Source organism: uncultured Nevskia sp., from assembly GCF_903885465.1.
Classification (GTDB): domain Bacteria; phylum Pseudomonadota; class Gammaproteobacteria; order Nevskiales; family Nevskiaceae; genus Nevskia.
Window position 1 is genome coordinate 1 of sequence record NZ_CAISIQ010000543.1, and the last position, 14,329, is coordinate 14,329.

Sequence of the window (14,329 nt, forward strand, 5' to 3'; positions counted from 1 at the left end):
GCGAAATCCGCCTGCTGCCGGCCCGCGAGTTCCCGACCGACAAGGCCGGCATCGAAACCTTCCGGCGTCGCTACCGCGAGTATTTCCCGGGCGATCCGGCACGCTCGCGCATCTATTCGGAAGTCAGCAAGAACCTGATGCCGGGCGGCGTCGAAGCCTATCTGCCGCTGTTCTTCTCGCCCCAAACAGCGAATTCGGCTGCCGCCGCGACCCTCTACGACTATCTGCCGGTGCACGCACTGATCATCGCCACCGATGATCTGGACGCTGCACTGGCCAGCGAATGGAAGCAGATCGAGGAGCGCTTCGAGCGCTATTCGGGAAATCTGGAACGGCCGCTGATGCGGCCGGCCGATCTGTTCGTGACGCCGGCGACAGCGCGGGAAGAGCTGGGCTACTACCCACAAGTCGGCATGGGTGAATCGGCGGCGAAGGCCGACGGCCTTGCCGACTTCGCCTGCGCCCCGATCGCCGGCACCGCCGACGAACTCAAGGCCTTCCTCAAGACGACAACCAGCCGCGTGCTGTTCATCGCCGAATCGGCCGGCCGCCGCGAAGCGCTGCTCGGCTGGCTGAAACCGCTCGGCATCCTGCCGCGTCAGTACGATCGCTGGGCCACGTTTGCCGGCGATGGCAACCGCTACGGCATCCTGCTCGGGCCGCTGCAGGACGGCCTGAATCTGCCGACTGCGAACGTCGCGATCATCGCCGAGGCCCAGGTGTTCGGCTCGCGGGCGCCGGTGTCCATGCGCAAGCGCGGCAAGGTGCGCGATCCGGAAACCATTCTTCGCGATCTCAACGACCTGAAGCTGGGTGCGCCGGTGGTGCATGTCGAACACGGCGTCGGTCGCGATCGTGGCCTGCTGCGGCTCGATGCTGGCGGCATCGAGGCCGAGTATCTGGTGCTCGAATACGCCGACGCCGACAAGCTCTACGTGCCGGTCGCCAGCCTCAACCAGATCCACCGCTACACCGGTGCCGAGGAGCAGGCTGCGCCGCTGCATAACCTGGGTTCGGATCGCTGGTCGAAAGCCCGCGCAAAGGCCAAGGAACGGGCAGCCGATGTCGCCGCCGAACTGCTGCAGATCCAGGCCCGCCGCGCGGCACGCGAAGGCATGGCGCTGCCGGTCGACGAAGCAGCCTTCGCAGTGTTCAACGAGGGTTTCCGCTTCGTTACCACGCCGGATCAGCAGAAGGCGATCGACGCCGTGCTCGCCGACATGGCGATGATCAAGCCGATGGATCGCGTGGTCTGCGGTGATGTCGGATTCGGCAAGACCGAGGTCGCGCTGCGTGCCGCGTTCGCGGCGGCGATCAACGGCAAGCAGGTCTGCGTGCTGGCGCCCACCACCTTGCTCGTTCAGCAGCACGAAAAGAATTTCCGCGATCGCTTTGCCCAGTACTGCGAAGCGATCGGCGAACCGGCCGGCACCCCGTCGATCCGCATCGCCGGCCTCAGCCGCCTGCGCACGGCAAAAGAACAGAAGGCGCTGCTCGACGATCTCGCCAAGGGCCAGGTCGACATCGTCATCGGCACTCATCGCCTGATCCAGGACGACGTGCGCTTCGCCGATCTCGGCCTGGTGATCGTCGATGAGGAACACCGTTTCGGCGTCCGCCACAAGGAACGCCTGAAGAACCTGCGCGCCGAAGTGCATCTGCTGACGCTGACCGCGACACCGATCCCGCGCACCCTGAACATGAGCATGGCCGGGCTGCGCGATCTGTCGATCATCGCCACGCCGCCGACTTCGCGTCTGGCCATCCGCACTTTCGTCGCCGAATGGGATTCGGCACTCGTCTACGAAGCCTGCCTGCGCGAACTGCGCCGCGGCGGCCAGGTGTATTTCCTGCACAACGAGGTCAAGGACATCGAGCGCTTCGCCGCCGATATCCAGACCCTGGTGCCGGAAGGCAAGGTAAGAGTCGCGCACGGCCAGATGCGGGCCAGCGAACTCGAGCAGGTGATGCTCGATTTCTATCACGCGCGCTTCAACATCCTGGTCTGCACGACGATCATCGAATCCGGCATCGACGTGCCAACCGCGAACACCATCCTGATCGACCGCGCCGATCATCTCGGCCTTGCCCAGTTGCATCAGCTGCGTGGCCGTGTCGGCCGCAGTCATCACCGCGCCTACGCCTATCTGCTGGTGCCATCGCGGCGGTCCCTGAGCGATGACGCCAACAAGCGTCTGCAGGCGATCGAGGAACTCGGCGAACTCGGTTCCGGCTTCGCGCTGGCAACGCAGGATCTGGAAATCCGTGGCGCCGGCGAACTGCTCGGCGAGAACCAGAGCGGCCAGATCGAGGAGATCGGCTTCACGATGTACGCGGAGCTGCTCGCCAACGCGGTGCGCGCGCTGCGCCACGGCAAGATCGCCGATGCGCCGTTCGGCCAGGCACCTTGCGAGGTCGATCTCGGTTCTTCGGCGCTGATTCCGGACGATTACGTGCCCGACGTGCACACCCGTCTGGTTCTCTACAAGCGAATCGCCGAGACCAAGGATGAGGACTCGCTGGAAGAGTTGAAGGTGGAGCTGATCGACCGCTTCGGTCTGCTGCCGCCGCAGGTCGAGCGTCTGTGCGACTCCGCGCGCCTGCGCCAGCTTGGCGAAGCGGCCGGCTTCGTGAAGATTCGCGCCGGTGCCAAGACCGCGATGCTCGATTTCGGCCTGCAACCGGCGATCGAGCCGATCAAGCTGATCAAGCTGATCCAGAGCCAGCCGAAGGTCTACAAGCTCGAAGGCCAGAAGCGGCTGAACATCACCGCGAAGGAACTCGAAGACCCGGCGCAACGAGCGCCGTTGCTGCAGGCGCTGCTGGCAAGACTGGTAGCAACCCCGGTCAATTCGGCAACCTGATTCAGACCGGCAGGCGCCCGCTGATCGCCCGCGCCAGGGTGCCGCCGTCGACGTATTCCAGCTCGCCACCCATCGGCACGCCATGGGCGATGCGGGTGACGGCGACATTCTGGCTGCGCGCCAGTTCGGCGAGATACCAGGCGGTCGCCTCGCCTTCGACACTTGGGTTGATCGCGATGATCAGCTCGCGTACCGAGCCTTCAGCCAGCAGCCCGGCCAGCGTTTCCAGGCCCAGCTCGGCTGGGCCGATGCCATCGAGCGGCGATAGTTTTCCCATCAGCACGAAGTAGCGGCCGCGATAGCCGGCAGCGTTCTCGATTGCCAGCAGATCGGCCGGAGCCTCGACGACGCAGAGCTGGCCGGTGGCCACTCGCGTGTCGCCGCAATACCGGCACTGCTGGTCCTCGCGGAACATCCGGCAACTCGGGCAGCGCTCGATGCCGGTCAGCGCTTCGGCCAGGGTCGTGGTCAGGAAGGCGGCGCCGTCACGATCGCGATCGAGCAGGTGAAACGCCATCCGCTGCGCAGACTTCGGCCCGACGCCGGGCAAGCGGCGCAAGGCTTCGATCAGGCGGCTCAGGCGCGGCGAATAAGTGGCCATCGGCGTTCAGTGCAAGCGGATGGCAGCCTCAGAAACCCATGCCCGGAGGCAGGTTCATGCCGGCGGTGACCTTGGACATCTTCTCCGAGGAGTGACGCTCGAGCTTCTGCGAAGCGTCGTTGATCGCAGCAGCGATCAGGTCTTCGAGGAATTCCTTGTCTTCCTTCAGGGCCTCGGCGTCGATGACGACGCGCTTGGCTTCGTGCTTGCCGTTCAGCGTGATCTTGACCAGGCCGGCACCGGACTCGCCGGTGATTTCGGCGGCGGCGATCTCGGCCTGGACCTTCTTCATCGTTTCCTGCGCCTTCTGCGCTTGTTGCATCAGCTGCGCGAGCGGACCTTTCATCTCATCTCTCCTGCGGGGTTCTTGCGGGCTCGACCAGCGACGGTGGGGCCACGCATCGGGAACTTCAATCGGCAAACAGTCGCCAATCAATCAATGGGCTGGATCGAGCCGGCACGCACCGTGGCACCGAACAGCGTGCGGAAGCTGGCGACCACCGGGTCCTGCTCGATGGCTTTTTCGGCATCGCGCTGACGATCGATCAGACGCTGCTCGTCGGCGGCGGCGGGATGCAGCACGTCGGGACTGGCAGCGACGCTGATATCCAGATTCAGCGGGCCCAGCTTGCCGATCAGCGCGGTCTGCACGGCGAGGCGGCGCTCGTCGGTGAGCAGATGTCTGGCACGCGGATCGAGCGCGAAGCGCAGGGTTTCGCCCTCACGACCCAGCCAGGCGCAGTGCCGGGCAAGCTGGCGAACCATGCCGTCGAGGCCGAGCTCGTCTACCAGGCGATGCCAGACCGTGCCCGGCGTGGTGGTGGCAGCCGGAGTTGCGACCGGCGCGACGAAGGCTTCGGTCGGCGCGGTACGGGTCGCGCTCGGCATCAGAATGTGAGCGCTGCGAGGCAGGCTGCTGGCCGCCGGCGGCTCGTTGACCACGATACGCGCTGCGGGTGTGGCTTCAGCGACTCGCGACGTCGTCGCTGGCGCAGCCGCTGAAATGGAGGGCTTTGCAGCGGCGAGCGCTCGGCCACCACCACCGGTCGGCACCGCCGAACCGCCCCCATCATCGAGCTTCAGCGCGAACATGCGCAGCACGCTCATCTCGAAACCGAGGCGCGGATCCGGCGCGTACGGCAGATCGCGGCGACCGAGCACGGCGATCTGATACCAGAGCTGCACATCCTCGACGGCCACCGTCTGCGCCAGCGGCGCGAGGCGCGGATCGTCATCCTCGTCGCCGGCATTCGGCAGCAGCTGCAGCATCGCCAGCCGCTGCAGCAGCATCGCCAGATCATTCAGCAGTGCGTGGAAATCCGGCGCCGATTCATCGAGCCGGCGCAGTGCGGCGAGCAGCGCATCGCCATCGTGAGCCGCCAGCGCTTCGATCACCGCGAACAGATTGCGGCGACCACCGGTGCCGAGCATGTCCTCGACCGCCAGCGCTTCGAGTTTCGCACCGCCGGCGAAGGCCAGCGCCTGATCGAGCAGCGACAGGCCATCGCGCATCGAGCCATCGGCAGCACGCGCCAGTTCGGCAAGCGCGCCGATCTCGAAATCAACCGTTTCGTGTTTAAGGATATCGGCGAGGTTGTCGCGGATCAGGGCGACGCTCAGGCGCTTCAGATTGAACTGCAGACAACGGCTGAGCACGGTGATCGGCAGCTTCTGCGGATCGGTGGTCGCCAGGATGAACTTCACGTGCGGCGGCGGTTCCTCCAGCGTCTTCAGCAGCGCGTTGAACGCGCCCTTCGACAGCATGTGGACTTCGTCGATCAGATAGACCTTGTAGCGGCCGCGGGCTGGCGAGTACTGGGCGTTGTCGATCAGCTCGCGGATGTTGTCGACGCCGGTGTTCGAGGCGGCGTCGATTTCCAGCAGATCGACGAAGCGGCCATCGTTGACTTCCTTGCAGGCCGAGCAGACGCCGCAGGGATTGGCGCTGACGCCGGTCTGGCAGTTCAGGCCCTTGGCGATGATGCGGGCAAGCGTCGTCTTGCCGACGCCGCGGGTGCCGGTCAGCAGGATCGCCGGATGCAGGCGATCACCATCCAGCGCATGGGTCAGCGCCTTGACCACATGGCCCTGGCCACGCACGTCTTCGAAGCGGCGCGGACGCCATTTGCGCGCAAGCGCGAGATAGCTCATGGGAGAGACAGGGTGGCCAGACGGAATGAGGGCATTGTCGCGGATGAGACTGGGGCGCGCCAGCGCAGAGCGGGCCGCGCCCGCTGCGCACCCTCGTATCCTGCGCAGGAAGGCGGCCGCGGGCCGCCCTACATCGTAGGCACGGAATGACCGCGTAAACTCCGCACTCCCCAGGCGTTCCCCCAGCAGGAGTGATCCCTTGAGCCACCCGCTTCCCGCCCCGCTCGCGCCGGGTCATGCCCTGGTCACCGGCGGCGCCGGTTTCATCGGCAGCCATCTGGTCGACGGCCTGCTCGGCGATGGCTGGCAGGTGACGGTGATCGACAACTTCGATCCCTACTACCCGGCCAGCATCAAGCGCCGGCACATCGCTGCGCACCTCGATCACCCGGCCTACCGTCTGGTCGAGGCCGATATCCGTGACGGCGCCAAGCTGAATTCGCTGCTCAATGGGACGTATACGTCGATCGTCCACTTGGCCGCCAAAGCCGGCGTCCGGAATTCGCTGACCGACCCGCTCGGCTACCAGATGACCAACGTCATCGGCACCCAGAATCTGCTGAGCCTGGCCCATCAGCGCGGCATCAAGGCCTTCGTGTTCGGCTCCTCGTCGAGCGTCTACGGCGACTGCCCGCGTCTGCCATGGGCCGAGACCGATCTCGGCCTGCTGCCGATCAACCCTTACGCCTCGAGCAAGCTCGCCGACGAGCAACTGGGCTATGTCTATGCCCAGACCTTCGGCCTGCGCTTTGTCGCGCTGCGCTTTTTCACCGTGTTCGGCGAGCGCCAGCGTCCGGACCTGGCGATCCACAAGTTCGCGCGGCTGATGCTCGACGGCAAGACCCTCCCGGTCTACGGCGATGGCTCGTCCGAGCGTGATTTCACCTACTGGGGCGACATCGTCGCTGGCGTTCGCGCGGCGATGGCCTTTGCCGCCGATACGACCTGCGCGAACTACGAGGTGTTCAACCTCGGCAACAACCGCACGATCGGCCTGCTGGAGATGATCCACAAGCTGGAATCAGTACTGAACGTGAAGGCGAACATCGACTGGCAGGACTGGCAGCCCGGCGAGATGCGCCGCACCTGGGCCGACATCCGCAAGTCGCAGGCGCTGCTTGGCTATACGCCTGCCACCGATTTCGATACCGGCCTCGCCCGCTTCGCCAGCTGGCTTGCCGTCCAGCCTTGAGCCGGGCATGAAGCGCGGCCTCGCGCTGGGGCTGAATGTCGTCGTTCTCGGCGTGTTCGCGGCGGCGGTCGAGCATTTCTGGGGCTGGTCCCGGCTGCTGGCGCCGTGGTCGCAGATCGCGCCGCTGACCCTGGTGCTGGCAATCGTCGGCATGCTCGCCAGCTATGCATTGCGCGGCACCCGCATCTATCTCGCGGAAACGCAGATTCCGCGCGGCGCCTGGTTCGCCTGCCTGCGGCTGATCCTGATCAACAACGCACTGAACCTGATCCTGCCGGCGCGCGCCGGCGAAGTCAGTTTTCCGGTGCTGATGCGGCGCTGGTTCGGCATCGATACCACGCAGGCCGCCGGCACGCTGGTCTGGCTGCGCCTGCTCGATCTGCATGTGCTGGCGACGGTCGCCGCCGCTTGCGCAGCCAGCGGCTGGCTGCTGCGGGTGCAGGGTTTGTCGACGCTGGCCTGGCTCGGCGCGGCACTGGCGGCCATTGCGCCGCTCGCGGTCTACGCGCTGCGTGAACCGCTGCAGGCGAGGCTTGCGCGGCGCAGCGGCAAGCTCGCCGGTTTCGCGGCGAAAGCCCTGTCCGGCCTGCCCAGGCAGGCCTCGGGACTGGCGCTCGATCTGCTGCTGACCTGGGCCGCATGGAGCGTGAAGCTGCTGGCGCTCGGCATCGTGCTCGGTCTGCTGGCGCAGCTGTCGCCAGTGCTCGGCACCTTGGGCGCGATCGGTGGCGATCTGTCGACCGTGCTGCCGCTGCACGCGCCCGGCGGCTTCGGTACCTACGAGGCCGGTGTGATGGCGCTGCTGGCGCCGGCATCCGGTGCCACCGAGCTGGGCGCCTTGCTGGCGGCAGCCGTCAACCTGCATCTGCTGGTGCTGACCACCGCATTGATCGCCGGCGCGCTGGCCTGGCTCGTGGGCGCTCCCCAATCGAAGCCGGTCTCACAACCGGAATGACGGAAGCCCGATGCTAGACTTTGGGTCCTGTCTTCCATGAGTTGCAACGTGACGGAAAGCCTGCCGCCGAGTTCCAGTCTTAAAAGCTGGCCCAGCCTGTCGATCGTGATCCCGATGTACCGGGAGCAGGACAACGTCGCGCCGATGCTGGCCCGCGTCCATGAAGGCCTCGCCGCCTATGCCGGTCCTTGGGAGCTGATCTGCGTCGACGACGGCAGCCTCGATGAAACCGGCAAGCGCCTGATCAGCGAAGGCGCCAAGTACGGCCCGCATGTCCGCGTCATCCGTTTTGCCCGCAACAACGGCCAGACCACGGCGATGCAGGCCGGCATCGATGCGGCGCGCGGTGATGTCATCGCCACGCTTGACGGCGATCTGCAGAACGATCCCGCCGATATCCCGCGCATGGTCGCCGAGATGTATGAGCGCGATCTCGACCTGCTGACCGGCTACCGCGCCAATCGCCAGGACGCCTGGATGAGCCGCAAGCTGCCGTCCAAGCTCGCCAACAAGCTGATCGCCCGAGTCACCGGCGTGAAGATCCGCGATTACGGCTGCTCACTGAAGGTCTACCGCGCGACGGTGATCAAGCAGGTGCGCCTGTACGGCGAGATGCACCGCTTCATCCCGGTCTGGGCGGCGATGGTGACCAGCCCGACGCGGATCGGCGAAACGCCGGTCGGCCATGCCGCGCGCCAGTTCGGCGAAAGCAAGTACGGTATTTCGCGGACTTTCCGCGTGGTGCTCGATCTGCTGACCGTGTTCTTCTTCCTGCGCTTCCGCGCCCGGCCCGGCCATTTCTTCGGCTCGATCGGCTTGGCGCTCGGCTTCGTCGGCAGTGCCGCGATGACCTGGCTCGGCTTCGTCAAATTCGTGCTCGGCGAATCGATCGGCGGCCGTCCGCTGTTCCTGGTCGCCGTGCTGCTGCTGGTCTTCTCGATCCAGTTCCTGACCACCGGCTTGATCGCGGAAATGTTGTCCCGTGTCTTCTATCAGCGCACCGAAGGCCCGCTGACCGTCGCCAACGGCGCGGTGCTGGACAACAGCAACAGCTGGGCGCAGCTGGTCGAACCGGCCGCAGCCGTGCTGAGCACCGACGAGGCAGATCGCAATCGTGCTTGAGACGGAACGGCTGAGCGCAGCGCATCTGGGGTTTCTATTCGCAGCGGTGCTGCTCGGCTTCTGGTCGAACCTGTGGGCGGTGCCGCTGTTCGACCTCGACGAAGGGGCCTTCAGCCAGGCGACGCGCGAGATGCTCGCCAGCGGCCAGTGGCTGATCACCACCTTGAATGGCGAGCCGCGTTACGACAAACCGATCCTGATCTACTGGGCACAGGCGGCTTCGGTGAGCCTGTTCGGTCCCAACGAACTGGGCTTCCGCTTCCCGTCCGCGCTCTGTGCCTCGGCCTGGATGTTCGTGGTGTTCCGCGCCACTTTCATGCTGACTGAAAGCCGCAATGCCGCACTGTTGGCCGCCGGTGCGGTTTCCTTGAGCCTGATGTCCAGCGTCATCGGCCACGCGGCGATCGCCGATGCGATGCTGAACCTATGGATCGCACTGGCGATGCTCGGCATCTACCAGCACTGGCTGGCGCCGACCCGCGGCAAGCTGCTGCGCATCTATCTGTGGATGGGCTTGGGCTTTCTGACCAAGGGGCCGATCGCGGTCGCGCTGCCGGTGATCGTCTCCCTGGTGTTCTATCTCAGCCAGCGCCAGCCGCTGCGCTGGCTCGCCGCCGTGTTCGATCCCTACGGCTGGCTGGTGTTCCTGGCCGTGGTCGCGCTGTGGATGGCGCCGCTGGCGATGACCGGCCAGACCGATTTCTTCTTCCACTTCCTGTTCGAGCACAACCTGACCCGCTACGGCAGCACCATGCAGGGTCACGGCGGCAAGCTCTGGTACTACATCGCAGCATTGCCGCTGATCGTGCTGCCGTTCACCGCGCTGCTGCCGGGCACGTTCGCGCGGCTGCGCAAGCCTGATCCGCTCGACGTGTTCCTGCTGCTCTGGTTCGCCTTCGTGTTCCTGTTCTTCTCGTTCTCGGGCACCCAGCTGCCGCATTACCTGCTGTACGGCTGTACGCCGCTGTTCGTGCTGTTCGGCCGCGCCTGGAACCGCCTGCCGGCCAAGTTCTGGACCCTGCTGCCGGCGCTACTTTTCGCCCTGCTGCTGGCCAGCCTGCCCTGGGTGCTGCCACTGGTTCCGGTCGACGGCGATCGCCCATACGAAGCCGGCATCGTCTCGCTGGCGGCGCGTTCGTTCGGGCTCGACTACACGATCCTCAGTGGCACGGTGCTGGTCGCAATCCTGGTGCTGCTGTTCCGGCGCAGGACCGCCGCCTGGCAGGCTCTGCTCGGTGCCGGAATGGCGCTGTCGATGCTGGTCTGGTTCGGCTTCATCCCGGTGCTCGCCGCCGCCCAGCAACTGCCGGTGCGGGAAGCCGCGCTGCGGGCCAAGGAACTGGGTACGTCGACAGTCAGCTATCGCACCTTCCTGCCGACCTTCAGCGTCTACCGCGGCGCGATCACCCCGAACCGCCTGCCCGAACCGGGCGAACTGGTGTTCGTGAAGCTGGACCGGATTCCGGACCTGCAGCGCGAACTGGGCGCCAGCGTGACTTTGATTCCAGAATTCAAGAAGGGCGGTGTGGCGCTGCTGCTGAGGCAGGGCGAAGGCAAACCTTGAGATTCTCGGCGATCAGCCACTTCACTGGGTCTTGCATCTTTCTCTAACTAGTCGAGAAACACATCCGCTGAGACTCTGAACCGCTTCGCCAGCGCCGAGATCTGCCGCGCGTTCAAGCTGCGTTTGCCGGCCAGCACCTCGGACACCACACCTTGCGTGCCGATTTCCGGGACGTCGGACTGCTTGAGCCCTTGCTCAGCCATCAGGGAGCGCAGGAACTCGCGGCCGCTCAGCACCGGGACCGGATGGGCGCGTGATTCCCAGCTTTCGATCTCCTGCGCCAGCCAGCGAATGCCTGCGTGCAGCGGATGCCGATCAGCGCCACGCACCTCGTCGATCATCGCTTCGATCAGCGCCAGCGCATGATCGTACTGACGCTCATCGGCAATCTCGGAAAAGCCGACGGCTCGCTCGAGTCCGGCCCAGGCTGCCTTCACTTTCGCTACGTTCAGGGCTTCCATCGGTCGTACTCCTTGTGAGTGAAAATCTGTTTCACGAACACGGTCTGCGATGCGAACACCACATCGACGATCAGGCGGTACTTGTTGCCCCCGATGTCGAACACGACGTAACCGTTAACCCAATCAGCACCGGCGAACACGGCTTTGAGATCCGCGAAACTGCTGAACTGACCTTTGACCATCTGGCTATGCCAGCGCGTCAGCGGCATTTCGGCGTCGGGATTCGCGGCCCAGAATTGGCGCAGCGTTCTCTTCGCAATGACATGCATGACCATGCATCAAAATATCTCGATTTGAGATTATTCGCAATTGCAGAAATCTGATTCGCCCCATTCGATGGGCGCGGCGGCCAGCACGGTCCCGCGCCGCACTGGGAGCTGAAAACGAAAACGGCTCGCACCAGGCGAGCCGTATCGATGCAACTTGGAAAAAGTGGCCCGCGCTAGCGACACCCCGGCGCCCGGCTGCACCGCTACCGTTGCTCCCTTCCGGGCCTGGCGGGGTTCACGGCTTGCCGTCGCGGGGGCACCAGCGCGGACCGGCGCGGATTGTCCCCTCTGTGGCCGCGAAGCTCAAGCATAATTTCTGCATGTGATTTCGCCATACGGGCGCGCGATCAGGCATACAGCCTGCTTTGTTTACATCGGCCGCACCCCGACCTGTTGCATGCTCTCCGCCGCGACAACGAAACCCACACCAAAGACCCAAACTCATGACCCAGCGCCTGCCCTGCTTCAAGGCTTACGACATCCGTGGCCGCGTTCCCGATGAACTGAATGTCGACGTTGCCTATCGCCTCGGCCTCGCTTATGCCGCAGCGTTCAGCCCGAAGCGCGTCGCGCTGGGCCGTGATGTGCGCCTGTCCAGTGCCGAGTTGCTGAATGCGCTGGCGCACGGCCTGGTCGAAGGCGGCGTCGAAGTGGTCGACATCGGCCTGGGCGGCACCGAAGAGGTCTACTTCGCGTCGTTCCAGCCGGGCATCGACGGCGGCATCATGGTCACCGCCAGCCACAATCCGATGGATTACAACGGCATGAAGCTGGTCAAGGGCGGCGCGATCCCGATCTCCGGCGACACCGGCCTGCGCGCACTCGAAGAAGCCACCGCCGCCTCGACCGCGACGGTACCGACCGGCGAATCCAAGCGCACGCTGCACGACTACCGGCCGGACTACGTCAAGCATCTGCTCGGCTATGTCGATCCGAAGGTCCTGAAGCCGCTGAAGATCGTCGTCGACGCCGGCAACGGCTCGGCCGGCCTGGTCATCGATGCACTGGAACCGCACCTGCCGTTCGAGTTCATCAAGATCCATCACGAGCCGGATGGCACGTTCCCGAACGGTATTCCTAACCCGCTGCTGCCGGAGATGCGCTCAGCGACGTCCGCCGCCGTGATCGAGCACAAGGCCGATTTCGGTGTGGCCTGGGACGGCGATTTCGATCGCTGCTTCCTGTTCGACGAGAAGGGCGGCTTCATCGAGGGCTATTACATCGTCGGCCTGCTCGCCGAAGCGATGCTCAAGCTCGAAGCCGGCGCGAAGATCATCCATGACCCGCGCCTGACCTGGAACACGGTCGACATGGTCAAGACCGCCGGCGGCTTGCCGATCCAGTCAAAGACCGGCCACGCCTTCATCAAGGAGCGCATGCGCCTGGAGAACGCGATCTACGGCGGCGAGATGAGCGCCCATCACTACTTCCGCGATTTCGCCTACTGCGACAACGGCAACATCCCGTGGCTGCTGGTGGCCGGTCTGATTTCGGCGAGCGGCATGAGCTTGTCGCAGCTGGTGGAGGACCGCCAGGCGAAGTTCCCGGCTTCGGGCGAGATCAACCGCAAGGTGTCGGACGTGAAGGGCACGATCGCCAAGGTCGAGGCGAAGTACGCCACCGGCGACGCCAAGGTCGAGAAGGTCGATGGCCTGTCGGTGGAGTTCGCCGAGTGGCGCTTCAACTTGCGCGGCTCCAACACCGAGCCCGTGCTGCGTCTGAATGTAGAATCGCGCGCCAACCCCGGGCTGATGGAAGCGAAGACTGCCGAGCTTCTCGCCCTGATCGACGCGACCTGACCGAAACTGCCCGCCATCCTTGACCAAGACCGCCCGCGCCCCATTCCCTAGCCGTCCTCGCGACGCGAGCAACGGCGGTCTTCGTTGAGTAGCCTGAAGTCTCGCGCGACTGCGGTCGCGCGGATCTTGCTGCTGTTGCTGCGCTGCCTGGTGATCGGCGCGGCGCTGTTCGTGTCGGTGCAGGATTCCGCCGACGCCTGGTGCCTGCTGATCAACGCCAGCCTGTTCCTGTTGCCGTTGGCATTGCTGCTGAGCCTGACCGGCCGCTGGGTCTGGAGCCTGTCGATTGCGGCAGCTTTCGCGCTGTTCATCTACGGCATGGGCGAGCTGAAGTTCGTCTACTTCTACACCCGGCTGATCGTCGCCGACTGGTCGTTCGTGACCGAGCCGGCAAACTGGACCATCGTCCGCCAGTACCCGCGCATCTACACGACCCTGGCCGGCTTCAGCACCGTGCTGCTGCTGCTGATCGTCGACGCCACGCTGGCGACGCCGCGCAGCGCTCGTCTGCCGCGCCGCTTGCGTATCGGCGCCGCCGTGGTGGCGCTCTCGCTGGTCGGCGCACTGACCGCGCTGCGTCATCACCACACCTGGGAAGTCTGGCTCGACGATGCCAACTGCAACGCCGCGAACAAGTGCGGCGTCGTCAGCCGACTGCTGTTCTCCCTGCAGATCTACGAATTCGAGGTGCCGCTGCACGAGGGCGATCCGACGCCGTTCCTGACCGCCGAGGTCGCCCTCGGCGAGCAGGCTCGTCCGGTCTTGCCAACGCATCCAGACGTGGTGCTGTGGCTGCACGAATCGACCTTCAACCCGCGCCAGTTCCAGCTGCCGGGCGCGGCGCTGCCGCCGCTGCCGATGTTCGAGCGCAGCCCGGAAACCCGGGCGATGGGCTTGCTGCGCACTCACACCTTCGGCGGCAAGACCTGGCTGTCCGAGTTCTCGGCGCTGAGCGGTCTGGTACCGGACGATTTCGGCGCCCATCGCGCCCGCGTGTTCACTACCATCGGCACCCGCACCCAGACCAATCTGTTCCGGGTGCTGAAGGCACAGGGCTATCACACCATCGTGCTGATGCCGACCTTCAAGCGCTTCTACGGCGCCGGCCGCACTTACGATTTGATGGGCGCCGATCAGATCCTGACCCTGCGCGACTTCCCCGAGTACGACAAATACCCTGGCGATGAATGGGACATCGCCGAAACACCACGCATGGCCGAGGCGGCGATCAAGCTGATCCGCGAGCACCGCGCCGGCCCGAATGGTGCCCAGCCGCTGTTCCTGTATTTCCTGTCGGTGAAGGAGCACGCGCCCTACGACAAGCACGCACACATCGACTACAAGCTCGACA

General features: G+C 65.2%; 12 protein-coding genes and 1 other RNA gene. 7 read left to right on the forward strand and 6 right to left on the reverse strand.

Annotation, left to right across the window (positions count from 1 at the left end; all coding sequences use genetic code 11):
- The coding region (mfd, locus tag QZY06_RS20925) for a transcription-repair coupling factor (RefSeq protein ID WP_295687894.1) at positions 1 to 2,864 on the forward strand (2,864 nt) is incomplete at its 5' end.
- 1 nt (position 2,865) lies between these two features.
- On the opposite strand, the gene recR is transcribed toward mfd, so the two are convergent.
- The 3 genes from recR to dnaX all read right to left on the reverse strand — a co-directional run bounded on the left by recR (position 2,866) and on the right by dnaX (position 5,616).
- The gene (gene recR, locus QZY06_RS20930; protein ID WP_295687896.1) at positions 2,866 to 3,465 is read right to left on the reverse strand and encodes a recombination mediator RecR; all 600 of its coding nucleotides are present in this window, start codon (positions 3,463 to 3,465) and stop codon (positions 2,866 to 2,868) included.
- 28 nt (positions 3,466 to 3,493) lie between these two features.
- Positions 3,494 to 3,811 carry a YbaB/EbfC family nucleoid-associated protein gene (locus QZY06_RS20935; protein WP_022975504.1) on the reverse strand — a complete coding sequence of 106 codons (318 nt, stop codon included), beginning with the start codon at positions 3,809 to 3,811 and terminating at the stop codon, positions 3,494 to 3,496.
- Positions 3,812 to 3,897: 86 nt separating this feature from the next.
- The gene (gene dnaX / locus QZY06_RS20940; RefSeq protein WP_295687899.1) at positions 3,898 to 5,616 is read right to left on the reverse strand and encodes a DNA polymerase III subunit gamma/tau; all 1,719 of its coding nucleotides are present in this window, start codon (positions 5,614 to 5,616) and stop codon (positions 3,898 to 3,900) included.
- A 199-nt stretch (positions 5,617 to 5,815) separates the two neighbouring features.
- Between dnaX and QZY06_RS20945 the strand changes: the two genes are divergently transcribed.
- From QZY06_RS20945 to QZY06_RS20960, 4 genes are read left to right on the forward strand one after another with little or no spacing between them, the layout of a single operon-like run.
- Positions 5,816 to 6,808, forward strand: a complete 993-nt coding sequence (locus tag QZY06_RS20945; protein ID WP_295687902.1) for a GDP-mannose 4,6-dehydratase — start codon at positions 5,816 to 5,818, stop codon at positions 6,806 to 6,808.
- Between the two features lie 7 nt (positions 6,809 to 6,815).
- Positions 6,816 to 7,763, forward strand: a complete 948-nt coding sequence (locus QZY06_RS20950) for a lysylphosphatidylglycerol synthase domain-containing protein (protein WP_295687905.1) — start codon at positions 6,816 to 6,818, stop codon at positions 7,761 to 7,763.
- A 36-nt stretch (positions 7,764 to 7,799) separates the two neighbouring features.
- A complete protein-coding gene (locus tag QZY06_RS20955) occupies positions 7,800 to 8,885 on the forward strand; it encodes a glycosyltransferase family 2 protein (RefSeq protein ID WP_295687907.1) in 1,086 nt (361 codons plus the stop codon).
- Entirely contained in the window at positions 8,878 to 10,449 is a 1,572-nt protein-coding gene (locus QZY06_RS20960; protein WP_295687911.1) for a glycosyltransferase family 39 protein, read from the forward strand. The genes QZY06_RS20955 and QZY06_RS20960 overlap by 8 nt, the downstream gene beginning before the upstream one ends.
- A gap of 47 nt (positions 10,450 to 10,496) precedes the next feature.
- Here the strand turns inward: QZY06_RS20960 and QZY06_RS20965 are convergent, their stop codons facing one another.
- From QZY06_RS20965 to ffs, 3 genes are all read right to left on the reverse strand, one after another.
- Entirely contained in the window at positions 10,497 to 10,910 is a 414-nt protein-coding gene (locus QZY06_RS20965) for a hypothetical protein (RefSeq protein WP_295687915.1), read from the reverse strand.
- Complete coding sequence (locus tag QZY06_RS20970) at positions 10,898 to 11,185, reverse strand: type II toxin-antitoxin system HigB family toxin (RefSeq protein WP_295687918.1); 288 nt, start codon at positions 11,183 to 11,185, stop codon at positions 10,898 to 10,900. The genes QZY06_RS20965 and QZY06_RS20970 overlap by 13 nt, the downstream gene beginning before the upstream one ends.
- A gap of 162 nt (positions 11,186 to 11,347) precedes the next feature.
- Positions 11,348 to 11,444: signal recognition particle sRNA small type (gene ffs / locus QZY06_RS20975), an RNA gene on the reverse strand.
- A 178-nt stretch (positions 11,445 to 11,622) separates the two neighbouring features.
- Between ffs and QZY06_RS20980 the strand changes: the two genes are divergently transcribed.
- Complete coding sequence (locus tag QZY06_RS20980; protein ID WP_295687920.1) at positions 11,623 to 12,978, forward strand: phosphomannomutase; 1,356 nt, start codon at positions 11,623 to 11,625, stop codon at positions 12,976 to 12,978.
- A gap of 84 nt (positions 12,979 to 13,062) precedes the next feature.
- Positions 13,063 to 14,329: sulfatase-like hydrolase/transferase (locus QZY06_RS20985; protein ID WP_295687922.1), on the forward strand; the 1,267-nt coding region annotated here is incomplete at its 3' end.

Bases quoted from the DNA above. Each gene is read 5' to 3' on its own strand.
- recR (WP_295687896.1), bottom strand. From the start codon at position 3,465: ATGGCCACTTATTCGCCGCGCCTGAGCCGCCTGATCGAAGCCTTGCGC.
- QZY06_RS20935 (WP_022975504.1), bottom strand. From the start codon at position 3,811: ATGAAAGGTCCGCTCGCGCAGCTGATGCAACAAGCGCAGAAGGCGCAG.
- dnaX (WP_295687899.1), bottom strand. From the start codon at position 5,616: ATGAGCTATCTCGCGCTTGCGCGCAAATGGCGTCCGCGCCGCTTCGAA.
- QZY06_RS20950 (WP_295687905.1), top strand. From the start codon at position 6,816: ATGAAGCGCGGCCTCGCGCTGGGGCTGAATGTCGTCGTTCTCGGCGTG.
- QZY06_RS20955 (WP_295687907.1), top strand. From the start codon at position 7,800: ATGAGTTGCAACGTGACGGAAAGCCTGCCGCCGAGTTCCAGTCTTAAA.
- QZY06_RS20965 (WP_295687915.1), bottom strand. From the start codon at position 10,910: ATGGAAGCCCTGAACGTAGCGAAAGTGAAGGCAGCCTGGGCCGGACTC.
- QZY06_RS20970 (WP_295687918.1), bottom strand. From the start codon at position 11,185: ATGGTCATGCATGTCATTGCGAAGAGAACGCTGCGCCAATTCTGGGCC.
- QZY06_RS20980 (WP_295687920.1), top strand. From the start codon at position 11,623: ATGACCCAGCGCCTGCCCTGCTTCAAGGCTTACGACATCCGTGGCCGC.